The sequence below is a fragment of the Pseudoxanthomonas beigongshangi genome (assembly GCF_016820515.1).
GTDB lineage: Bacteria > Pseudomonadota > Gammaproteobacteria > Xanthomonadales > Xanthomonadaceae > Pseudoxanthomonas_A > Pseudoxanthomonas_A beigongshangi.
Genome location: NZ_JADHDV010000001.1, coordinates 210,612 through 232,681 on the forward strand (window position 1 = coordinate 210,612; position 22,070 = coordinate 232,681).

The 22,070-nt window shown below is 67.8% G+C and carries 18 protein-coding genes and 2 tRNA genes; 12 read left to right on the forward strand and 8 right to left on the reverse strand.

Annotation, left to right across the window (positions count from 1 at the left end; genetic code table 11):
• Window positions 1-69: 69 nt before the first annotated feature.
• The 8 genes from recA to IQ458_RS00980 all read left to right on the forward strand — a co-directional run bounded on the left by recA (window position 70) and on the right by IQ458_RS00980 (window position 8,102).
• On the forward strand, window positions 70-1,107 hold the full coding sequence (gene recA, locus IQ458_RS00945) for a recombinase RecA (RefSeq protein ID WP_183642622.1): 1,038 nt from the start codon (window positions 70-72) through the stop codon (window positions 1,105-1,107).
• A 62-nt stretch (window positions 1,108-1,169) separates the two neighbouring features.
• Window positions 1,170-1,664 carry a recombination regulator RecX gene (gene recX / locus IQ458_RS00950; RefSeq protein WP_203321621.1) on the forward strand — a complete coding sequence of 165 codons (495 nt, stop codon included), beginning with the start codon at window positions 1,170-1,172 and terminating at the stop codon, window positions 1,662-1,664.
• 107 nt (window positions 1,665-1,771) lie between these two features.
• The gene (gene alaS, locus IQ458_RS00955) at window positions 1,772-4,420 is read left to right on the forward strand and encodes an alanine--tRNA ligase (RefSeq protein WP_203321622.1); all 2,649 of its coding nucleotides are present in this window, start codon (window positions 1,772-1,774) and stop codon (window positions 4,418-4,420) included.
• A gap of 147 nt (window positions 4,421-4,567) precedes the next feature.
• Window positions 4,568-4,777: a carbon storage regulator CsrA gene (gene csrA / locus IQ458_RS00960; protein ID WP_141453448.1), complete on the forward strand. Its 210-nt coding sequence runs from the start codon at window positions 4,568-4,570 to the stop codon at window positions 4,775-4,777.
• Between the two features lie 71 nt (window positions 4,778-4,848).
• Window positions 4,849-4,941: transfer RNA gene (locus IQ458_RS00965), tRNA-Ser, on the forward strand.
• 350 nt (window positions 4,942-5,291) lie between these two features.
• On the forward strand, window positions 5,292-5,678 hold the full coding sequence (locus tag IQ458_RS00970) for a BlaI/MecI/CopY family transcriptional regulator (RefSeq protein WP_203321623.1): 387 nt from the start codon (window positions 5,292-5,294) through the stop codon (window positions 5,676-5,678).
• 3 nt (window positions 5,679-5,681) lie between these two features.
• Window positions 5,682-7,373 carry a M56 family metallopeptidase gene (locus IQ458_RS00975; protein WP_203321624.1) on the forward strand — a complete coding sequence of 564 codons (1,692 nt, stop codon included), beginning with the start codon at window positions 5,682-5,684 and terminating at the stop codon, window positions 7,371-7,373.
• A 147-nt stretch (window positions 7,374-7,520) separates the two neighbouring features.
• A complete protein-coding gene (locus IQ458_RS00980; protein ID WP_203321625.1) occupies window positions 7,521-8,102 on the forward strand; it encodes a pilin in 582 nt (193 codons plus the stop codon).
• A 158-nt stretch (window positions 8,103-8,260) separates the two neighbouring features.
• On the opposite strand, the gene IQ458_RS00985 is transcribed toward IQ458_RS00980, so the two are convergent.
• Window positions 8,261-8,337, reverse strand: a tRNA-Arg gene (locus IQ458_RS00985).
• Between the two features lie 257 nt (window positions 8,338-8,594).
• On the opposite strand from IQ458_RS00985, the gene IQ458_RS00990 reads away from it, so the two are divergent.
• Together IQ458_RS00990 and IQ458_RS00995 are read left to right on the forward strand one after the other, a co-directional pair.
• Entirely contained in the window at window positions 8,595-10,151 is a 1,557-nt protein-coding gene (locus IQ458_RS00990) for a right-handed parallel beta-helix repeat-containing protein (RefSeq protein WP_203321626.1), read from the forward strand.
• 429 nt (window positions 10,152-10,580) lie between these two features.
• Window positions 10,581-11,978 carry a TIGR03013 family XrtA/PEP-CTERM system glycosyltransferase gene (locus tag IQ458_RS00995; protein WP_203321627.1) on the forward strand — a complete coding sequence of 466 codons (1,398 nt, stop codon included), beginning with the start codon at window positions 10,581-10,583 and terminating at the stop codon, window positions 11,976-11,978.
• A gap of 31 nt (window positions 11,979-12,009) precedes the next feature.
• Here the strand turns inward: IQ458_RS00995 and IQ458_RS01000 are convergent, their stop codons facing one another.
• Window positions 12,010-12,924, reverse strand: a complete 915-nt coding sequence (locus tag IQ458_RS01000; protein WP_183642601.1) for a glycosyltransferase — start codon at window positions 12,922-12,924, stop codon at window positions 12,010-12,012.
• Between IQ458_RS01000 and IQ458_RS01005 the strand changes: the two genes are divergently transcribed.
• Window positions 12,923-13,945 (forward strand): polysaccharide deacetylase family protein, encoded by a 1,023-nt coding sequence (locus IQ458_RS01005; protein ID WP_192197577.1) that lies wholly within the window; start codon window positions 12,923-12,925, stop codon window positions 13,943-13,945. The two genes, IQ458_RS01000 and IQ458_RS01005, sit on opposite strands and share 2 nt — an antisense overlap.
• 12 nt (window positions 13,946-13,957) lie before the next feature.
• Here the strand turns inward: IQ458_RS01005 and IQ458_RS01010 are convergent, their stop codons facing one another.
• The 4 genes from IQ458_RS01010 to IQ458_RS01025 are packed head-to-tail and all read right to left on the reverse strand — an operon-like array spanning window position 13,958 to window position 17,755.
• A complete protein-coding gene (locus IQ458_RS01010) occupies window positions 13,958-15,007 on the reverse strand; it encodes a GNAT family N-acetyltransferase (RefSeq protein ID WP_183642596.1) in 1,050 nt (349 codons plus the stop codon).
• A gap of 3 nt (window positions 15,008-15,010) precedes the next feature.
• Window positions 15,011-15,991, reverse strand: a complete 981-nt coding sequence (gene nadE, locus IQ458_RS01015) for an NAD(+) synthase (RefSeq protein ID WP_203321628.1) — start codon at window positions 15,989-15,991, stop codon at window positions 15,011-15,013.
• Window positions 15,988-17,496 carry a class I adenylate-forming enzyme family protein gene (locus IQ458_RS01020; protein ID WP_203321629.1) on the reverse strand — a complete coding sequence of 503 codons (1,509 nt, stop codon included), beginning with the start codon at window positions 17,494-17,496 and terminating at the stop codon, window positions 15,988-15,990. The genes nadE and IQ458_RS01020 overlap by 4 nt, the downstream gene beginning before the upstream one ends.
• A gap of 10 nt (window positions 17,497-17,506) precedes the next feature.
• A complete protein-coding gene (locus IQ458_RS01025) occupies window positions 17,507-17,755 on the reverse strand; it encodes an acyl carrier protein (RefSeq protein ID WP_183642589.1) in 249 nt (82 codons plus the stop codon).
• Between the two features lie 139 nt (window positions 17,756-17,894).
• Between IQ458_RS01025 and IQ458_RS01030 the strand changes: the two genes are divergently transcribed.
• A complete protein-coding gene (locus IQ458_RS01030) occupies window positions 17,895-19,088 on the forward strand; it encodes a PQQ-dependent sugar dehydrogenase (protein ID WP_203321630.1) in 1,194 nt (397 codons plus the stop codon).
• On the opposite strand, the gene IQ458_RS01035 is transcribed toward IQ458_RS01030, so the two are convergent.
• A complete protein-coding gene (locus IQ458_RS01035) occupies window positions 19,085-20,026 on the reverse strand; it encodes a class I SAM-dependent methyltransferase (RefSeq protein WP_203321631.1) in 942 nt (313 codons plus the stop codon). The genes IQ458_RS01030 and IQ458_RS01035 overlap by 4 nt on opposite strands.
• A gap of 48 nt (window positions 20,027-20,074) precedes the next feature.
• Window positions 20,075-22,069 carry an asparagine synthase (glutamine-hydrolyzing) gene (gene asnB, locus IQ458_RS01040; RefSeq protein WP_183642583.1) on the reverse strand — a complete coding sequence of 665 codons (1,995 nt, stop codon included), beginning with the start codon at window positions 22,067-22,069 and terminating at the stop codon, window positions 20,075-20,077.
• Between the last annotated feature and the right edge of the window lies 1 nt (window position 22,070).

The following is a 22,070-nucleotide window of genomic DNA, read 5'->3' on the forward strand; positions in this document are numbered from 1 at the left end:
TGTCGCAGCCCGTGCGATCCACCCCCGCTAGCCTTGCATTCAACGATTGATACTTCCGAGGAACTGATGATGGACGAGAACAAGAAGCGCGCCCTTTCCGTGGCCCTGACCCAGATCGAGCGCCAGTTCGGCAAGGGCTCGGTGATGCGGATGGGCGACCGCGTGATCGAACCGGTGGAAGTCATCCCGACCGGCTCGCTGATGCTGGACATCGCCCTCGGCATCGGTGGCCTGCCCAAGGGCCGCGTGGTGGAAATCTACGGACCGGAATCCTCGGGCAAGACCACCCTGACCCTGCAGGCCATCGCCGAATGCCAGAAGCAGGGCGGCACCGCGGCCTTCATCGACGCCGAGCACGCGCTGGATCCCATCTACGCGGCCAAGCTGGGCGTCAACGTCGACGACCTGCTGGTTTCGCAGCCGGATACCGGTGAGCAGGCGCTGGAAATCGCCGACATGCTGGTGCGTTCGGGTTCCATCGACATCGTCGTCATCGACTCGGTCGCCGCGCTGACGCCGAAGGCGGAAATCGAGGGCGAGATGGGCGACCAGCTGCCGGGCCTGCAGGCCCGCCTGATGAGCCAGGCCCTGCGCAAGCTGACCGGCAACATCAAGCGCTCCAACACCCTGGTGGTCTTCATCAACCAGCTGCGCATGAAGATCGGCGTGATGATGCCGGGCCAGAGCCCGGAAACCACCACCGGCGGCAACGCGCTGAAGTTCTACGCCTCCGTGCGCCTGGACATCCGCCGTATCGGCGCGATCAAGAAGGGCGACGAGATCATCGGCAACCAGACCAAGATCAAGGTCGTCAAGAACAAGCTGGCGCCCCCGTTCAAGCAGGTCGTCACCGAGATCCTCTACGGCGAGGGCATCAGCCGCGAAGGCGAACTCATCGACATGGGCGTGGAAGCCAAGCTGGTCGAGAAGGCCGGTGCCTGGTACAGCTACGGCAGCGAACGCATCGGCCAGGGCAAGGACAATTCGCGGACCTTCCTGCGCGAGAACCCGCAGATCGCGGCCAAGCTGGAGGGCGAACTGCGCGAGAAGTTCCAGCCGGCCGAAGCCTCGCGTGGCGAGAGCGACGACGCGGACCAGGATGACTGAGCCGTTCGGCATGGGAAGTGGCCTGGAATGGATGCCGGCCGCCCGACCCGGCGGATGGAATGATGGGCAGGGATGAAAAGCCGGGCTCGCCGCGTCCGCGGCGGTCCCGTCCCAAGCAGACGCCGGTCCAGCGGGCACTCGGGTTGCTGACCCGTCGCGAGCATTCGCGGCGGGAGCTGGAACGCAAGCTGGCCTCCCGCGGCGTGGATGCAGGGGAGGCCAAGGCGGCGGTGGAACGACTGGCCAGCGAGGGTTGGCAGGATGACCGCCGGTTTGCCGAATTGCTGGTCCGCAGCCGGGCCGGCAGCGGTTATGGGCCGCTCCGCATCCGCGCGGAGTTGGCGACCCATGGGCTGGATCGCGACGCCATCGCGGCGGCCATGGACACTTTTGATGGCGACTGGACCGAAACGGCGTGCGACCTCGTCCGCCGCCGTTTCGGTCCGGCCGGCTTGACCGATCTGGCCGGGCGGCGCAAGGCCGCAGATTTCCTGATCCGGCGAGGTTTCGACGGCGGCAGTGTCCGCGCGGCGACCCGGCTGGACTGGGAGGACTGAACCCGCCGGGCCTGTTAATCTAGGGCATTGGGTTGCTTCGGCAGGCCCGCGCCCGCATCTGTGGGGGACGCGGCGTCCGGATGCGCCCGTCAGCCAATGCCAGCCAGATGACCAGCTCCCCCAAAATCAGCACCCGCCAGATCCGCCAGGATTTCCTCGATTTCTTCCACAGCAAGGGCCATACCATCGTGCCCTCGGCGCCGCTGGTACCGGGCAACGATCCGACCCTGCTGTTCACCAACTCGGGCATGGTCCAGTTCAAGGACGTGTTCCTGGGCGCGGAGAAACGCAGCTACGTGCGTGCGGCCGACGTGCAGCGCTGCCTGAGGGCCGGTGGCAAGCACAACGATCTGGATTCGGTGGGCTATACCGCGCGCCACCACACCTTCTTCGAGATGCTGGGCAACTGGTCCTTCGGCGACTACTTCAAGAAGGAAGCCATCGCCTGGGCGTGGGAACTGCTGACCGGCGTGTGGAAGCTGCCGAAGGAGCGCCTGCTGGTCACCGTCTATCACACCGATGACGAGGCCTTCGAGATCTGGAACAAGGACATCGGCATCCCGGTCGAGCGGATCGTCCGCATCGGCGACAACAAGGGGGCGCCGTTCGCTTCCGACAATTTCTGGCAGATGGCCGACACCGGTCCGTGCGGTCCGTGCACCGAGATCTTCTACGATCACGGCGATCACATCGCTGGCGGTCCGCCGGGTTCGCCCGATGAGGATGGCGATCGTTTCATCGAAATCTGGAACCTGGTGTTCATGCAGTTCGACCGCCAGCCGGATGGCACCCTGGTGCCATTGCCGGCGCCGTGCGTGGATACCGGCATGGGCCTGGAGCGCCTGACCGCGATCCTGCAGCACGTCCACAGCAACTACGAAATCGATCTGTTCCAGGCCCTGATCGAGAAGGCCGCCGAGCTGACCGGTACGCAGGATCGCGAGAACAAATCGCTGCGCGTCATCGCCGATCACATCCGCGCCTGCAGTTTCCTCATCGTGGACGGCGTGCTGCCTTCCAACGAGGGCCGCGGCTACGTACTGCGCCGGATCATCCGCCGCGCCCTGCGCCATGGCTGGATGCTGGGCGTGCGCCAGCCGTTCTTCCACAAGATGGTGGGCACCCTGTCCGAGCTGATGGGCGAGGCCTATCCCGAACTGCCGGCCGCCCGCGATCTGGTCGAACGGGCGTTGAAGGCCGAAGAGGAGCGCTTTGCCGAGACGCTGGATTCGGGCATGCGGATCTTCGACGACATCGCCGCCCGTGCCCAGGGCATGATTCCCGGTGTCGAGGCTTTCCGCCTGTACGACACGTATGGCTTCCCGGTTGACCTGACCGCCGACATCGCCCGCGAGCGCGGCCTCACGGTGGACATGGCCGGTTTCGAGACGGCGATGGAGCAGCAGCGCGAAACCGCGCGCGCCGCCGGCAAATTCGCTTCCGGCGCCAGCCTGCCGGCCGATCTGGTGGCGCAGCTGCAGCCGACCGGGTTCCTGGGTTACGAGCAACTGGACGCGGGCGATCTGCGTGTGGTGGCGCTGATGAAGGACGGTCGTCCGGTCGAGTCGATCGGCAGCGGGGACGAGGCTTTGGTCCTGCTGGATCGCACGCCGTTCTACGCCGAGTCCGGCGGACAGGTGGGCGACGTGGGCCGCCTGGCCGGACCCGACGCCGAGTTCGCGGTGTCGGACACGCAGAAACTCGCCGGCCAGTTCCACGGCCATGTGGGCCGGATGACCCGCGGCACCCTCAAGCTGGGCGACCGGATTGCCGCGAGCGTGGATGCGCCGCGGCGCGCGGCCACCATCCTCAATCACTCCGCGACGCACCTGCTGCATGCGGCGCTGCGCGAAGTGCTGGGCACCCATGTGCAACAGAAGGGCTCGCTGGTGGCGCCGGATCGCCTGCGCTTCGACTTCTCGCATTTCCAAGCCATCAGCCCGCAGGAACTGGCCGAGGTCGAGCGTCGCGTGAACGCGCAGGTGCGCGCCAACCATGAGGCCGAAGTGCACCACATGGGCATGCAGGAAGCATTGGATTTCGGCGCAATGGCGTTGTTCGGCGAGAAGTACGGCGAAAACGTGCGCGTGCTGCGCATGGGCGAGTACTCCACCGAGCTGTGCGGCGGCACCCATGTGGGCCGGACCGGTGACATCGGACTGTTCAAGATCGTCAGCGAAGGCGGCGTCTCCGCGGGCGTGCGCCGGATCGAGGCGGTGACCGGGCAGGGCGCGCTGGATCACGTGGACGCCGAGGAGCGCCGGCTGCAACAGGCCGCCGAACTGCTGGGTGGCAACGCCAACGACGTGGTGGAGAAGATCCGCGCCCTGGCCGAGCGGCAGAAGAAACTCGAACGCGAGCTGGAAGTCCTCAAGGCGAAGGCGGCCTCGGGCGCCACCGCCGATCTGGCCGGAGCGGCGCAGGACGTCAAGGGCGTCCGCGTGCTGGCTTCGCGACTGGAAGGTTTCGACGCCAAGGCGTTGCGTGACGCGGTCGACCGGCTCAAGCAGCAACTGGGCGATGCGGTGATCGTGCTGGCCGGTACCAGTGACGGCAAGGCGGCGCTGGTGGCCGGCGTCAGCGGCGCGGCCGCCGGCAAGGTCAAGGCCGGGGAACTTCTATCCTATGTCGCCGGTCAGATCGGCGGCAAGGGCGGCGGTCGCCCGGATCTCGCCCAGGGTGGTGGCGAGGACGGGCCCGCCCTTGTGTCTGCCCTCAAGGGCGTCAATGACTGGGTCGCCGGGCACCTGCAATGAACCGCCCGGCCCGCGCCCGCGCTTGCGGGCGCGTGCTTCGGCCCGTACCATGATTCACGACGATGAACCTATCTGGAAGCGTCCTCGCGCCCAGCGATGCAGGAACGCGGCCCCGGCCTTAATCTTGCCGGATTCAGGAGAAGAAACATGTTGATTTTGACCCGCCGAGTCGGCGAAACCTTGATGATCGGTGATTCGGTCACGGTGACTGTGCTCGGCGTGAAGGGCAACCAGGTGCGCATCGGTATCACCGCGCCCAAGGACGTTGCCGTGCACCGCGAAGAGATCTACCAGCGCATCCAGCGCGGCGAGGAAGCGGGTTCCGCTTCCCACAACGACGATTCGTCCTCGAGCTGATTCCGTTTGCCGCCGAACCGGTCTGCCGTTATCCTATGCGGCCGCCGTCGTTCGACTGCGGAACATTTCCCGGAGTGATGCCCGAGTGGCCGAAGGGGCTCCCCTGCTAAGGGAGTATAGGGTCAAAAGCCTTATCGAGGGTTCGAATCCCTCTCACTCCGCCAGTTGCGTCCAGAAACCCCGCCTCGGCGGGGTTTCTGGTTTTCGGCGACCGCGAATCCGATTGCGCGAAGTCGCGCCGACGCGGTGACGCTCGTTGGTCGCAACGCGCCGACCGCATGCGGCATGCGGGTGACCGATGCTTTCCGGCCATCTGGCGACGTGTTCGTTCTTCGCATTTTTCTTCACGGCGTCGCTCGGGACGTCTCCGACAGGGGGCTCACCGATCGTGTCGCCGCGCGGCCTGGGGCCTTCCAGGGCGATCCGGGCACACCCCTGTCATCGGTCATGCTTGACTACAGATGTAGTCAGATCTAGTTTGACTACATCTGTAGTCGCCCCCGTGGAGGGGACCATGGCACGCAAGAGCATCGGGGACCAGGAGTTGGCCCTGCTCCAGTATGTGGGGCAGCAGGGAGACGCGTCGGTCGGGGAGGTCGCCGCCGGTTTCGGCGAGGCGCAGGGACTGGCGCGCTCGACCGTGCTGACCATGATGGAACGGCTGCGCGCCAAGGGATATCTGAAGCGGCGCCAAGCCGACGGCCTCTACCGTTATTCGGCCACCACCGGCGAGGACGACGTGGTGCAGGGCGCGGTGGCGGCTTTCGTGGAGAAGACGCTGCGGGGCTCGGTCAGTCCTTTCGTCGCCTGGATGTCCAAGCGCGGCGAGGTCAGCGACGAGGAACTGGCCGAACTGGAGGCACTGGTGGCGCGACTGCAATCCAAGCGGCAGGAGGACTGATCGATGGACGCCTTCATCGTTGCGTGCCTGGAGCGGCTGGCGGCGACCAGCGTGCAGACCGTGGTGCTGGTGACCCTGGTCTGGGGTCTCTGCCGGCTGTTGCCCCGCGTGCCGCCGGCGACCCAGTGCTGGTTGTGGTGGCTGGTGGCCCTGCAGGCCCTGCTCGGGCTGGTCGCGCCTCCGCTGGAACTGCCGTGGCTGGCGCAGGCGCCTGCCGTCCCGGTTGTTGAAACCATGCCGCTTGCCGCGGCGGGCGGCGACGCCATGGCGGGTGCGAACACCACCGCGCCAGCGGTCCCGCCCGGGTTTTCCTGGCAGCTTGGCCTGGTGGCGCTATGGCTGGCAGGCGTGATCGTCATGAGCGGCGTGACGCTGCGTGACTGGTGGCGCAGCCGCGAACTGCTCAGGCGTTCGGCGCCATGCACGGACGAAGTGCTGGTCGAGGCGCTGGCGCTCGCCGCCGAGGCCCACGGACTGCGGCGGACTCCGCGATTGCGCGTCTCCGACGGTATCGATTCCCCGCAACTGGTCGGGCCCTGGCGCCCGATCCTGCTGCTGCCCGCGCATCGGGTACTGGGTGGCGACGACCTCGACATGGCGCTGACCCACGAACTGGTGCACCTGCACCGGCGCGATCTGTGGTGGGGATGGGGCCCGACCCTGGCGCGCCACCTGTTCTTCTTCCATCCGCTGATCCACCTGGCGGTGCGCGAGTACGGCATCGCCCGCGAAGCCGCCTGCGATGCGGCGGTGGTGGCGGGGGATCGCCGCTGCCGTCATGACTACGGCCGCCTGTTGGTACGGCTGGGCACGTCGCCCTCGCTGCGCACCGGGCTGGCCAGCGCCTCTCCCACTTTCCTCTGCCTCAAAAGGAGATTGACCATGTTGCAGAACACCGCTTCCTTTCCGCGCGTGGGTGCTTTCGCGCTGCTGATCCTGGTGGCCGCCATCGGCGTGGCGCCGTTGCGGCTGGTGGCCGCACCCAGCGAGGGTGCCGCCGCGGCGGGCCCGCAGTCCGCCGGCGGCGGAACGGTCATCGTCCAGTCGACCACTTCCCTGGTCACCACCGCGAGCGGGGAGGATGAAGTCAGCGGACAGATCCACCTGTCCAAGTCCGGTACGGATCAGGCCTATGTGCGCATCCGCGGCAAGGGCGAGCGCACAGTCATGAACGGCTCCACCGATGATCTGGAAGAAGCGCGCCGCGCGATCGCCGGGCAGGGAGACGCGCTCTGGGTTCGCCAGGGCGGCGCGCGCTACCTGATCCGGGATCCGGAGACGCTGGCGCGCTTTGACGCGCTGATCGCACCCATCCGCGAACTCGGCGATCAGCAGGGCGCACTGGGCCAGCGCCAGGGCGCGTTGGGCCAGCAGCAGGGCAAGCTCGGCCAGGAGCAGGGCGAGCTGGGCCAGCGCCAGGCGCGGTTGGCGCTGGCGGCGGCGCAGCGGGCGATGGACGGAGATTCGCGTGATGAATCGGCCAGTGAAAAGCGCGAACAGGCCGAGCTCGCCGCGCGCCAGAAGGCGTTGGGCGAGCGCCAGGAAGGCCTGAGTCGCCGACAGGCCGATCTGAGCCAGCAGCAGGCCGTGCTCAGTACCCGCCAGGCCGAAGCGTCCCAACGCGCCAATGAGGGACTGAAGCATCTGCTGGCCACCGCATTCGCCAGTGGCGTCGCTCAGCCGATCGGGAAGTAAGAGGGCGGCTCCCTCCGGCGCCGGCCGACCCGCGCCCCGAAAGCCTCGCCGCGGCGAGGTTTTTCGGTTTTCGGAGCTTCGTTGCACCCTGGAAAATTAAGAGGAATCCGATTTTCTGGCGGTCCCCGGTTTTTCAGACTGTGCCGTATGCAGTCCAAATCATTCCCGGGGATAGGCAGCAAGAATCACGTATCGGGGATCACGCTGGTCGAATTGGCGGTGGTGCTCGCCGTCGCGGGACTTTTGCTGGCCCTGGTGGTGCCGGCCTATCGGGATTTCATGGCCCGGGCGCGCATGAGTGAAGCCTTTGCGGTAGTGGGGCCGCTCAAATCGGCGGTACTTGAGACAGTCATGACCCAGGGGGACCCGGCCACTTTCCTGGCATCCCTGCCGATCCAGGGCAAGAGCCCGATGGAAGTCTTCGGCTACACGCCGGTCGGTTATCTTCCGGGAAGTCAGGGAACCCGCCACGTCAAACAGGCGGTCATCAGCGAGACCGGGGTCATCATCGTCCAAGCCGAGGACACCGGTTGCGCGGCATACATCGGCGGCGGGGAAGACATCACCCTGCTCTGGCTGTATCCGAAGCTCAATGCCAGCCAGTCCGGACTGGACTGGCTATGCGTATCCGCCTACTACTACTGGCAGGCCAAGGAGCGCGCCTACAAATGCATGCCCGCCGCCTGCCAGCATGATGACAACGATCTGCGAAAGTGGTTGAGGGAATGACGACGGGGACCAGGCTATCGCCTGAACGCGTCGTGGAGCACAGCCGCTCGTGCGGCCATCCCATCCATGAAGGGAAAAAGGCGGGGCGAATGCCTCAGGTTTCCAGCGTCGCGGACATAAAAAAAACAGGCAGACCGAAGTCTGCCTGTTCTTGCAAATGGCGCGCCCGGAGAGATTCGAACTCCCGACCGCCTGGTTCGTAGCCAGGTACTCTATCCAGCTGAGCTACGGGCGCGTTGCGTTAGAGGCGGAATTCTGCACGATTCGATTTCGGTCGTCAATCATTTTTCCGTAACGAATTTCCGGGGCCGATGCCGGCCCGCGGCGGGCGGGCACCGCCGGCGCTCCCGCCATTGAGCCGGGATGACGACCCGGTCGCAGTTCGGAAAATGCCGGGGACGCGATCGGCGCCGGTTAGCGGGACTTTCACGGTCGGCCCGTGACAATACCGTCCACAGGGGGAACAACCAGAATTCCGGGAGTTCCAAATCAATGCGTTTTTCCAAGTCCTTGCTCGGCCTGGGGCTGATTGCGGCTGCCCCGCTGAGCGCGGCGGCCGCGACCTATACGGTCGGCCCGTCCGGGCGCCAGTACACCCAGCTGTCCACGCTGTTCAACAACGTCAACCTCGCCCCCGGCGACATCGTCGAGGTGGATGGCAATGCGACCTACAGCGGCAACATCGTCATCGGTGACGACGACAGCGGCACCGAAGCCAATCCGGTGACCATCCGCTGGCGGCGGGTGGCCGGCGCCACGCGGCCGGTGCTGAGCGGTGGCACCCATACCATCAAGTTCGAACAATCCAACCACGTCGTGCTGGAAGGATTCGAAATCACCGGCGGCAGCTCGAGTTGCGTCTTCAGCGAGGCCCACAACGCGACCGTGCGTGATGCCTACATCCACGACTGCCCGTCGCACGGCATCCTCGGCGCGGATCAGAATTCGGGTTCGTTCACGCTCGAATACAGCGAGGTCGCGCGGGCCGGGCAGGGCGATCGCCGTCATGCGATCTACATGCAATCCGACGAGGTCGCGTTCCCGGACACCGTATTCCGGATGCGCTACAACTACGTGCACGACGCCACCGGCGGCGTGCTGGTGCGGGTGCGTCACCAGCGTGCGGAGATCTATTACAACTGGATCGAAGGCTCGGATCTGCACGAGGTGGAACTGATCGGGCCGGACTGCGAAACCCAGAAGTCCGGCTGGACCGCGGACCTGCGCCGCGAGGATGCCGACGTGGTCGGCAACGTGATCATCCATCGTGCCGGCAGCCGTTCCGGCAACGCATTCCGCATCGGCGGCGATCTCAACGGCCGCAACCAGGGCCGTACCCGCCTGGTCAACAACACGATCATCCTGGATCGCGGCGGCAACGCCAACGCGGTGTTGGTGCAACTGGGCCAGGGCTCGCTGGAGATGCACAACAACGCCATCTACCAGAATGGCGGCAGCACCCCGGCGATCGTGCGTGAGAACCCGGCCAGCGACGTGGCCGCGCCCTACTGTGGGCCGTCGAGCCGCGAGCCGTGGTCGAACGGCCGCAAGGTCGCCGGCAGCAACAACTGGGTGCAGACCGGGGCGACCCTGGTGCCGGCGGAGTGGAGCGGCACCGTGCGTGGCTCGGATCCGATGCTCACCAATCTCACCCAGCGCAGCCTGCGTCCCCGCGCCGGCAGTCCCCTGCTCGCCGCGGGCAACAACACGCCGGTGACCCCGACGGCGTTCCCGTTCCCCTCGCCGCAGCTGTTGCCGGCGTTCGACCCGCCGCTGCGGGCCAAGCTGGCGATCGGCGACGCGCACGCGCGATTGGCGCCGAGCCGGATCGCCATCGGTGCGCTGGAGCAGAGCGACATCGATACCCGCATCCGGGTCAACGGCGCACAACCGATGATTCCCGGACAGGGGCCGGCTTCGTCGGCCGCACCGCCGACCGCCGGAGGGCAGGTCCAGCCGGTGTCGAGCGGGCGTGGCGTGTATGTCGGGCGGTCGCCGTACCGGCAGGCACCGGCGGCGCGTTATCGCCGTTCGGTGGTGAGGCCCTGACGGACGCGCCGGGTAACCGGGCAGGCTCCGGCCTTCCCGGCGCTTGCGGAAAAAGAAAGGCCGGGGCGACCCGGCCTTTTTCGTGGTCGCGGGCGGGGAGATCCCCGCGGACGGATCGCCAGGGGCCTGTCCGGACAGGTATCCCGCCGTCGGGGCAGGGTGTTTCCCGGTGCGGACTCCCGATTCGGGAAGCGGACGGAAGGTGGCCGGGTGCCGGCTGAAGTCGCGTTGATAGCGGTGTTACCAATGCAAGTGAAACCGTGGGTATCCGCGAATGACCTTAGTACGGGCAGGCCGCAGGAACACCAGGGATTCGGGGGCCAGGACAGGGGGAGACATGCAGGATTGCTTGAATGCGTGCGGCCGGTGCCGCGCGCCGCGGGGCTTGCGGACGAAGGTGCTGCCGATGCCGGTGGCCGGGAGGTTGTCATGAAGTCCAGCCAGGCCAGCCGCAAGGCGCGCGCCGCCCGCATCCTGTGGATCGCGGAGGCCATCGTGCTGATGGCCGCGGTGATGGCCGCCGCCTGGATCCGTTTCCACAACGAGCCCGAGTACCACGTCGTCTTCGTCGAACAGGCGCCGATCCGCGCGGTGCTGGTGGCGCTGTTCCTCACCGGCGCGATGGCGGCGTTCGGCCTGTACCAGGTGCACGTCCGCCACACCCGGCTGGATTTCATCCTGCGGCTGACCCTCTCGTTCGCATTCGGCGGCATTGGCCTGGTGGTGCTGTATTACCTGATTCCGGCCACTTACATCGGCCGCGGCGTGCAGGCGATGTCGCTGGCGCTCGGTCTGTTGGGCGTCTGCCTGGTGCGGCTGACCTGGATGCGCATCTACGGTTCGGATGTGCTCAAGCAGCGGATCCTGATTTTCGGCGCCGGCAAGAACGCCGACCTGATCAATTCACGCATGCGCCGCAAGTCCGATCGGCGTTCGTTCCTGGTGCTCGGCTTCGTGCCGGTGCCCGGCCAGCCGGTGCTGGTGAGCGAGGACCTGCTGGTCCGCCCGGGCGAGGAGGGCCTGGCCGAACTGGTCGAGCGCATGCAGATCGACGAACTGGTGATCGCGCCCGACGAGCGTCGCGGCGGCCTGCCGATGGAAGAGATGCTGCTGTGCGTGCAGCGCGGCGTGTCGGTGGTGGACCTGTCCAGCTTCTTCGAGCGCGAGGCCGGAATGGTCCAGCTCAACGTGGTGGATCCTTCCTGGCTGGTGTTCTCGGGCGGATTCGATTATTCGACGCCGCGGCGGCTGAGCAAGCGCTTCTTCGATCTGGCGGCGGCGCTGGCGCTGCTGCTGATCGCCTGGCCGCTGATGCTGCTGGTGGCGCTGGCGGTCTGGGTGGAATCGGGTGGCCCGATTTTCTACAGCCAGACCCGGGTGGGCGAGCGTGGCCGCCACTTCACCCTGACCAAGTTCCGCAGCATGCGCGTGGATGCGGAAAAGGACGGCGTGGCGATATGGGCGAGCAAGGACGATGATCGCAGTACCCGGGTCGGCAAGTTCATCCGCAAGACCCGCCTGGACGAGCTGCCGCAACTGGTGGCGGTGATCCGCGGCGACATGAGTTTCGTCGGGCCGCGCCCGGAGCGCCCGCATTTCGTCGACATGCTCAACGACGAGATCCGCTACTACGGCGTTCGCCACAGCGTGAAGCCGGGCCTGACCGGCTGGGCGCAACTGCGCTATCCCTACGGTGCCTCGGTGCGCGACGCCGAGGAGAAGCTGAAGTTCGATCTGTTCTACGTGAAGAACCACGGCCTGGTGTTCGACCTGATGATCCTGCTGCAGACGGTCGAGGTCGTGCTGTTCGGACGTGGCGCGCGCTGACGGCGTTGCCGGGATGCGGGAACGCCGCGGCTCAACCGGGAAGCAGGCTGCGGATCGCGCGACGCGCGGCGAACGGCGCCAGCCGCAGCAGTTCGCGGCGGACCGCCGGATCCGGCGTCAGTCGCCAGGCATCGCGCGCCAGTCGCCAGCCGTCGCGCCAGCGCCCGCGAATCAGCATTCCACGCGCGTTGCGCGCGTAGGTGCCGGCCAGGGCGCGGTCCAGTTCCGCATCGGCGACCTGCCCGCGCGCGGCGCGCACCGCACGTTCGACCACGCGCACGTAGTCGTCATAGGTGCTGGCTTCGGCGGAGAGGCCATCGTGTCCGCGCATGGCGCGCACCAGCGACTGCTCGACCACGCCGATCGGCCAGCGCTGGGCGATGCGCAGGTGGAAGTCGATGTCCTCGGCGGTGCGCAGGCTTTCATCGAAACCGCCGATGTCCTCGAACACCTCGCGGCGCAGGATCGCCGACGCCGGCGCGAGCGCGGGATTGTGGATCACCCAGCGCAGCACCTGGCCGTCTTCGCGGATGACGTCGCGGCGACGAAACACGTCGATCAGGCGACCTTCGCTGTCGACCCGCTCGACGTCGCACAGGACCATGCCGGCCTCCGGGTGCGCTTCCAGCCAGGCCAGTTGCCGTTCGGTCTTTTCCGGCAGCCATTCGTCGTCGCTGTCCAGCAACGCGAAGTAGCGGCCGCGGGCCAGGCGCATGCCATGGTTGCGCGCGGCGGATACGCCCGCGTTGGCCTGCCATACGTAGCGCACGCGATCGCCGTAGCGCGTGCGCAGGAGTTGTTCCGTGCCATCGGTGGAGCCATCGTCGACGACGATGATTTCGTCGACGGCGCGGGTCTGCGCGAGCACCGTTTCGATCGCGCGCACCACCAGGTCCCGCCGGTTGTAGGTGGGTATAATCGTTGAAACCTCGATAGCTGGCGCCATGCTGAAGGATCTCTCCAAGAAGCTTCTATACGTCAGTGGCCTGTTGGGCCTGTACCACCGTGTGCGCAACGCGGACAGCCTGACCGTGGTGATGTTCCATCGTACCCTGAGCCCGGATGATCCGCGCTGGCGGACCTGCGATCCGGATTACACGCTGGCCACGCGCTGGCTGGCCGATTCGCTGGCGTTTTTCCGCAGGCACTACCACGTGGTATCGCTGGAACAGGTGCTGGCCTCGCGCCGGACGGGGGCGCCGCTGCCGCCACGCGCGCTGCTGATCACCTTCGACGACGGCTGGGCCGACAATGCCGACTACGCGTTGCCCGAATTGCGCAAGGCGGGCCTGCCGGCGTTGATGTTCGTGGTGTCCGATGCGGTCGGTACCCGCCAGCCGTTCTTCCAGGAACGCCTGATCGCCGCGCTGCGCCGCGGCGCGTTGAAGCTGGCCGACCTGGCCGACGCGATGCAGCCACACCTGTCCGAACCGTGGCGGCCGCGCGATGAATCGCTGGACGAACTGCGCGAGGCGATCGCGCGGCTCGAACGGATGCCGGCCGAACACCGCGAGGCGGTGCTGGCGCCGTTCATGGCGGCGCTGGACGATGGCCACCGGCACATGGTGACCGTGGAGGAATTGCATCGGCTGGCCGCCGGCGGCATGGCGCTGGGCCTGCACGGCAAGACCCATGCGCCGATGAAGCACGCGGCCGATCTCGACGCGGAACTGTCCGGCGCGCGCGCGGCGCTGGCGCGGCAGCTGGGACAGCCGGCGCCCAATGCCGAATCGATGTCCTTCCCGCATGGTTCCTTCGACGATGCGATCGCGCAGCGCGCGCGCGATGCCGGCTACGAGCTGATCTTCACCAGTGTGCCGGTGCTCAATCCGGCCGCCGGCGGGGTTGGCTGGCTGCTGGGGCGCACCGGCTTCGAGACCGATGCGGTGGTCGATGCGCGTGGACGTTTCCGGCCGGACTGGCTGGCGCTCTACCTGTTCCGCAAACCGGCGCAGCGGCTGGCCTGAAGCCAGGCCGCCTCATTCGTCCTCATCCGCCGAGGTCAGGAACCAGACCGGTTCGGTGGCGTTGGCGAGGTTCCAGCGCACGAACACCGGGCGTTGGCTGCGTTCGCTGAAGCCAGCCTCGCGCCAACCCTGCAACTGGCCTTCCGGCCCGGTGATCTCCACCGATACCGAGCCATGGCCCGCTGCGCGCGCGGCGGCGATCAGGGCCTGCACGTAGTGCACGGTGAGTCCGTGCGCGCCGTTGTCGGACCAGAAGTCGCGCACGTGCAGGGTGGCGTCCTCCACCTGCACCGCGAACCATGCCTTCAGTGCGTGGCTGCCGGGCGAAGTGATCCAGAGGTAGCGGGTGGTCGCCAGCGGCGAGTCGTCGAAGCGCCACTTGGCGTGCACGCTGTCGCGCACCGCGAGCACGCCATCGCCCTGCGACGCGGCGGCCCACAGGGCATCCATGCGCGGATCGGCGCGGTTGCCCCATTCGGTGCGCAGGCGCGGGCCATGCCAGCGGCGCCAGCCGTCGCGCAAGGCCACCCCCGTATCGAGCAGCCAGCCCGCGGCGGGTGCCAGCCATTCCGGCATCCGCGCGCGCAGGTAGCGCGCGTGACGGATCACCCGCGCATAGCGCACCAGATGGGTCGCCTGCTGGTAGCCCATGCGCTTGAACACCGCCGCCGCCTTCGGATTGGGGAATCCGTACAGGACGTCCACCTGCTCCCGGCCGGCGTCGATCAGCCCCTGCTGCAGCATCAGCGCCGGGCCGAGCGAACGGTGCTCGGGCAGCACCGCCAGATCGACCAGCACGCCGGCGTCCAGATCGCGGCCACGATGGCGCATCCGGCGGCGGCCGGCGCAGGCAGTGCCCACCCATTGGCCGGTCCGGGTTTCCTGCAGCAGTTGCAGCAACGGCGCACCGTGCGGGCAACCCAGGTAGAACCAGTCGTACTTGGCGGCGATCCGATCGGTGCGGCCCAGATTGCCCCACCAGATCGACAGCACGGTGTCGCGGTCGCGCAGCGGATCGCCGGCATGGACCAGGTACTGCGGCGTGGGCGGGGATTGGTTCACGGATCAGTCCAGCTCGGGCACGTCGCCGGCCAGCACCGGTGCCATGTGCAGGTAGCGGGTGGTGCGGCGCTTGTTGCGGATGTCCTCGTAGACCGCCTCGGCCTGCGCCGGGGTGATGCCCAGCGCGGTGGCCAGTTCGCCGGCGGGACGGGCGTGGTTGAGCGCCCACAACGCCAGATCCATCTGCTGGTAGGGCAGGGCGAAGTAGAACTCGTCCTGGCCCTGGCTGAGGCTGTAGGTGTCGGTGGTGGGAATCGCCGCGCAAACGCGCTCGGGCAGGCCCAGGTGGCGCGCCATGCCGTACACCTGCGATTTGTACAGGTGGGCGATGGGCTTGACGTCGGCGGAGCCGTCGCCGTTCTTGACGAAGAAGCCCTGGTCGTATTCGACCCGGTTGGGCGTGCCGACCACGCCGTAGTTGAGGCGATCGGCGTGGAAATATTCCAGCGTCTTGCGAATGCGCTGCTTGAAATTGGTCGCGGCGACGATGGCCAGATAATCGGCCAGCGCCAGTTCGCGTTCATGGCGTTGGCCATCCGGCGATTCGGCGATCAGGCGGAAGCGGTTGATGCGACCTTCGGTGCCGCCGTCGATGACGATCTTGAACTTCCAGCCCTCGCCGTACTCGGGCAGGGTGTTGCGCACCGCCTGGTCACGCGCGCGGTAGCAGCCTATGGCTTCCAGTGCCGGCGCGATGTCGACGGTCTCGGTGCGCACGCCGAGGTGTTCGGCCAGCAGGCGAGCGCGCACCGCACTGTCGTCGGAGGAGTCGCGTTCCGGCAGGATCAGGGTGAACACGCGGTCCGGGCCCAGCGCGCGCACGGCCAGCGCGGCGCTGACCGAGCTGTCGATGCCGCCGGAAATGGCGACCACCAGGCCGCGCCGGTGCAGTTGCCGCGCGGTGATTTCACGCAGGCGCGCGGCGATGCGATCGGCTTCCTGTTCGTAGTCGATGTCGAGGACGTGGCGGTCGAGGCTGCTCATGGCGTTGCGGTCTGCTCCATCAGTTGGAAGCGTCGCACCTTGCCCGAGGCGGTCCGGGGCAGGGTGTCGACGAAGGTGACTTGTCGGGGAATCTTGTACGGGGCCAGGCGCGCGCGGCAGTGCGCCTTGATGCGGTCCTCGGCGCGGGGCGGCAGTTCGCCGGCGGCGACGACGAAGGCACGGATGACCTGCCCCATCACTTCGTCGTCCACGCCCACCACCGCGACCTCGCGGACGACGGGCAACTCGGCGATGACCTCTTCCACGTCGGTGGGGTGCACGCGGTGGGCGCCGGTCTTGATCATGTCGCTGCGGCGGCCCTGCAGGTACAGGAAGCCGTCCGCATCCAGGTGGCCGAGGTCACCGGTGTGCAGCCAGCCGTCGCGCAGCACCTGCGCGGTCGCCTCGGGATTGTTCCAGTAGCCGGCCATCACGTTCGGGCCGCGCACGCAGACTTCGCCATCCTCGCCGGGCGCCGCGGCGACGCCGTCCTCGCGGCGGATCCGCCATTGCACGCCGGTCACCGGGATGCCGACCGAACCGAGCTTGTCGTCCAGCCGTTCCGGTGGCAGCCAGCTGATCCGCGAGGTCGCCTCGGTCTGCCCGTACATCACGTACAACCGCGGCGTCGGCAGCAGTTCGCGTACCCGGCGGGTCAACGCCGGCGACATCGCGCCACCGGCCTGGGTGAGATAGCGCAGGCTGGACAGCGGACGCGCACGCGCGGCCAGCGGCTCCAGCAGCAGGGCGAAAGTGGACGGCACGCCGGAGAAGCCGGTCGCTTCGGCCTGCTCGATGGCGTCGAGCACCAGGTGCGGGAACATCAGGCCGGGGCCGAGCACCACGCAGGCGCCGCTGATGAGATGGGTATGCAGCACCGATGCGCCATAGGCGTAGTAGAACGGCAGCACGCTGAGCACGCGATCGGAAGCATCCAGGCGCAGGTAATCCACGATGGCCTGTGCGTTGGCCAACAGGTTGGCGTGGGTGAGCATCACGCCCTTGGGCGCGCCGGTGGTGCCGGAGGTATACAGGAGCAGCGCCGGATCCGAGGCTTCCGGCAGCAATGTGGTGGGCGGCGGTTCGCCAGCGTTCCCGTCCACCAGCGCTTGTCCGTCTTCCAGCGCGGTGCAGGCCGGTGGCGTGGGCAACTGCGCGATCGCCTCGACGACATCGCGATGCGCGGCTTCATGCACCACGTGGCGTGCGCCGCAGTGCTGCAGCCAGGGCAGGAAGTCGCGCAGGCGCGCCTGCGCGTTCAGCGGCACCGCGATGCCGCCGGCCAGCCAGATGCCGTAGCAGGCGACCGCGGCCTCGATGCGGTTGGGCAGGATGATCGCCACCCGATCGCCGTCGCGCAGGCCGGTCTCGCGCAGGCGCGCGGCGAACCGACGCGCCTGCCGCCAGAAGCCGGCGTAGTCGGCGTGGCGATCGCCGTCGACGAGGGCCGTGCGCGCGGGCACATCGCGCGCCACGCGTTCGACCCGGGAGCAGAGGGTTTCCATCGGCGATGGATCAGCCGGCCCGCTTGCGGGTGACGAACTCGTCCACCGTGTCGATGGTGTCGAAGTTGGCCGGGGTCATTTCCTCCGGCACGATCTGCAGCTTGAACTGATCCTCCAGGAAGAAGATCAGCTCGTGGATGCCGGTCGAGTCGATGATGCCGCCGCGAATCAGCGAATCCTGGTCCCCGATGGCGGTGGGGTCATCCGAGAACAGGAAGTTCTCCAGGATGAACTGCTTGATCTGTTGTTTCTGCTGCATGGGGGTCCCCTGTGGCGGTTTCGCTTGCTGTCATTGAAAACGCAAGCCCGGCGGGCATCCGGCCAGTCCGTACGGTGGCGTTGGCGTGGTTGGTGGCGGTGTTACCATCGCGGCGGTCTTCACGCCGGGGAAGCTCGCGATGCGCCGTCTGCCACTGGTTCTGCTGCTGGGATTGGCGGCCTGCCGCCAGGATGCGCCGGCGCCTTCCGTGCAGCCCCACGTGGTCCGCGGGGCGACCCCCGTCCCCTACGTTTCGGAGAAGGGCGCTTACACCGTGACCGAACTGGTCACCGGACTGGAACACCCCTGGGCGCTGGCCTTCCTGCCGGATGGCGGCATCCTGATTACGGAACGCCCGGGCCGGCTGCGCCGCATCGCGGCGGACGGCGAGGTGTCCGCGCCCATCGGCGGACTGCCCGACATCTTCGTCGACGGCCAGGCCGGGCTGCTGGACGTGGCGCTGTCGCCGCAGTTCGCGCGCGAGCCCTGGGTCTATCTGGCGTTCGCCGAACCCACCTTCCGTGGCAACAAGGCCGGCACCGCGGTGGCGCGCGGAAGGCTGGAGGGCGACCAGATCAAGGACGTGGAGGTGGTGTACCGGCAGGAACCCAAGCTCTCGCATGGCACCCACGTCGGCGCGCGGCTGGTGTTCGACGACGCCGGCCACCTGTTCGTCACCCAGGGCGACAACCGGGTGGCCGCCGCCGCCGCGCAGGAACTGGACAAGCTGCAGGGCAAGGTGGTGCGGATCTGGCCGGACGGGCGCATCCCGGACGACAACCCGTTCGTGGGCAAGGCCGGCGCGCGCCCGGAAATCTGGTCCTACGGGCACCGCAACATGCAGGGCGCGGCGCTGCACCCGGTCACCCGCGCACTGTGGACCAGCGAGCATGGCCCGCAGGGCGGCGACGAGATCAACCTGCCGCGACCGGGCGCCAACTACGGCTGGCCGCTGGCCACCCATGGCATCGACTACAGCGGCAAGCCGGTGGAAGGTGCGCGCGGGCGCAGCGTGCCGGGGATGGAGGATCCGCATTACGTCTGGGAGAAATCGCCGGCGGTCAGCGGCATGGCGTTCTACACCGGTGGCCTGTTCCCGCAGTGGCAGGGCAACCTGTTCCTGGGCGCGCTGGCGACCAAGCAGCTGATCCGGCTGGAGCTGGACGGCGACAAGGTGGTGCACGAAGAGCGCCTGCTGGGCGAGCGCAACCAGCGCATCCGCGATGTGCGCCAGGGACCGGACGGCGCGCTGTACGTGCTGGTGGACGCGCCGGACGGCAAGCTGTTGCGGATCGCGCCGCCGGCGGGCGTCGCGGGTGCGCCGGGCGGCTAGATCGCGGCGGCCACCGCCGGCGCTACCGCCATGGCGGGCTTGCGCGCGATGAAGTCCACGCTGGTGATGCAAAGCTGTTCCGGCGGAATGCCGGCGAACTGCGGATGCACCGGCGTGGCCGCCAGTTGCCGCAGGCGCTCCGGGCGCGCGTTCGAGGTGTCCAGCACGATGGCGAAGCCGCAGTCGCGGGCGTCATCGACGAAGCGGTGCGCGCGCAGCCGGTTCTGGTACAGGAAGGCGTTGTTCCAGCGTTGCCACTGGCGATCGGAATAGCGCAGGTAGTGCAATTGGTGAATCTCGCGATCCACGTAGGCGTAGTGATCGCCGCAGTTGACTGAGTGGAACATGATGCCGCCCGGCGCCAGGATCCGCATCGACTCGCGATACATCGCGCCGATGACTTCCGGCGGCACGTGTTCCAGCACGCTGTTGGAGAACACCACGTCGACCTCGCCGTCGGCCAGGGTGGTGCGGGTGGCGTCAGCCGGGGCGCGGTACTGGATCACGCCGTCGGTGGCCGCTTCCAGCGAATCGCCGGCCAGCAGGCGGTTGCGCAGGCGCAGGTAACGCTCGCGCACCGCATGCGGATCCGCGCCGCCGGCTTCGGCGATGCGCGGCAGGAATTTCTCCAGCGTGGCCACGCACCGCTCGGTCAGGTCGCGGCGCAGGTGGGTGTTCAGATCGTAGGTGGTGATGCGCGCCGCGCCGGCCAGGTAGCAGGCGAACGGGAAGGTCGGGTACCAGCCGGTGCCGATCTCGAAACCGCGCATGCCGGCGAACGGCGCGCCGGCATCGCGCAGGTGGCCTGCCATGATCGCCCAGTCGTCGATCTTCACCGACAGTTCGCGCTCGAAGTCCTGCAGGCCGCCGAACTGGCGTTGCAGGTGGAAATGCAGGGTATGGCCGCCGGGCAGATATCCCAGCACTTTCTGGACCATTCCTTTGACTCGCCAGTGCATGTCGGCTCCGTGATCGGGTGGGTGCGCTCAGCCCGCCGGGACGGCCAGCGGCGCGTCGGTGGCGCGATGGGCGTGGGGGGCGGTGCGCGTTTCGTTGAGCTGGCGGTGCACCAGCATGGTCGAGAGGATGCCGACGAACGCCTGGTTGTCGGCGAAACCGGTGGCGCGGCCCTGCCGGCATTTCTCCACCAGCCGCGACACCGCCTGCGGTTCGAAGTAGCCGGCGTCGCGGATGGAGGCTGGCGCGAGCAGTTCGGCGACGTAGTCCAGCGGCTTTCCGTCGAAGAAGAAACTCTGGCTGTCCGGCGCGCGGTAAGGCTGCTTGGTACGTTGCACGATGTCGGCCGGGAGCAGATCCGCCAGCGCGCGGCGCAACAGGTACTTTTCGGTCATGCCGCGGATCTTGAAGCTCGGCGGCAGCCGGTTGGCGAACTCGATGACCCGGTGATCCAGATAGGGGAAGCGGCCTTCGATGGAATTGGCCATCGCCACCCGGTCGCCCTGCGAGGACAGCAGGTAGCCGGCCAGCAGCGACTTGGCCTCCACGTACTGATCGCGCGCCAGCGGACTCCACGCCATGATCTCCGGTGGCAGGGTCTGCTCGTAGGCGTCGAGCGGATCCCAACTGGTGGAGGCCGCGCGCAGATCCGGCGAGAGGAATCCCAGCGCGCGCTGCGAGGTGGTCCAGCGCGGCACGTGCGCGAACACCGGCCGGTGCAGGTGCTCCATACCCTGGCCGAAGAATGACTGGGCGAAACCCGGGTGGCTGACCGGCGAGTTGCGCAGGTAGCCGTACAGGCGTTCCAGCAGGCGCGGGCGCAGGCGGGAATCCGGTTGCCGCGCCCAGAACCGGCGCACCTTGGCCTCCTTGAACAGGTCGTAGCCGCCGAACACCTCGTCGGCGCCTTCGCCGGTCAGCACCACCTTGTAGCCGTGTTCGCGCACGCTGCCGGCCAGCAGCATCAACGGCACCGGCGCGGTGCGCAGCACCGGCGTCTCGGTGTGGCGGATCAGGCGCGGGAACGCTTCGCCGATATCGCGGCGGGTGCAGCGCAGGGTGGTGTGATCGGTGCCGAGGTGGCGGACCATCGCCTGCTGGTGTTCGCTCTCGTCGAACTCGCCGTCCTCGAACGCGACCGAGAAAGTGCGGACGGGCGTGTCGGTGAACCCCTTGATCAGCGCGACGATGCCGGAGGAATCCAGGCCGCCGCTCAGGTAGGCGCCGACCGGGACGTCGGCGCGCAGTTGCAGGCGCACCGCGTCGACCAGCAGCGTGCGCAGTTCGGCGGTGGCCTGTTCCACCGACAGCGGGTAGCGCGATGGCGAGGTTTCGGCGGCGTCCGGGAACGTCCAGTTCCAGTAGGGACGCAGGTGCTGGCTGCCGTCGGCCTCGATGCTCAGCAGGCAACCCGGCGGCAGGCTCTGCACGCCGTCGTACAGGGTGTCCGGATCCACCGGCGCCCAGTAGGTCAGGGTCTGCATCAGCGCGCGCGGATTGAGCTGCGCGCATTCGGGCAGTACCGCCAGCAGCGACTTCACTTCCGAGGCGAACCACACCCGGCCATGGCGATGGGCGTGGTACAGCGGACGGATGCCGGCGCGATCCCGCGCCAGCACCAGCCGCCGGCGTTCGCCGTCCCACAGGGCGATCGCGAACTGGCCGTTGAGGTGCTGGACGAAATCGTCGCCGTAGCGGTCGTACAGGTGCACGATCACTTCGGTATCGGAGTGGGTGTAGAAGCGGTGGCCGCGGGCTTCCAGATCCCGGCGCAGTTCCACGTAGTTGAAGATCTCGCCGTTGAACACCGTCCACGCCGTGCGGCGCTCGTTGTGGATCGGTTGATCGCCGGTGGCCAGGTCGATGATCGACAGCCGCGCATGCGCCAGCGCCGCGCCGGGTTCGGCGTGGAAGCCGAAGCCGTCCGGGCCGCGATGGGCCAATGGATGGATCATCCTTTCCAGTGCCGGGCGGGCGCCGTCCGGGGTCACGTCAGCGCCGCTGAAACCTGCGATTCCGCACATG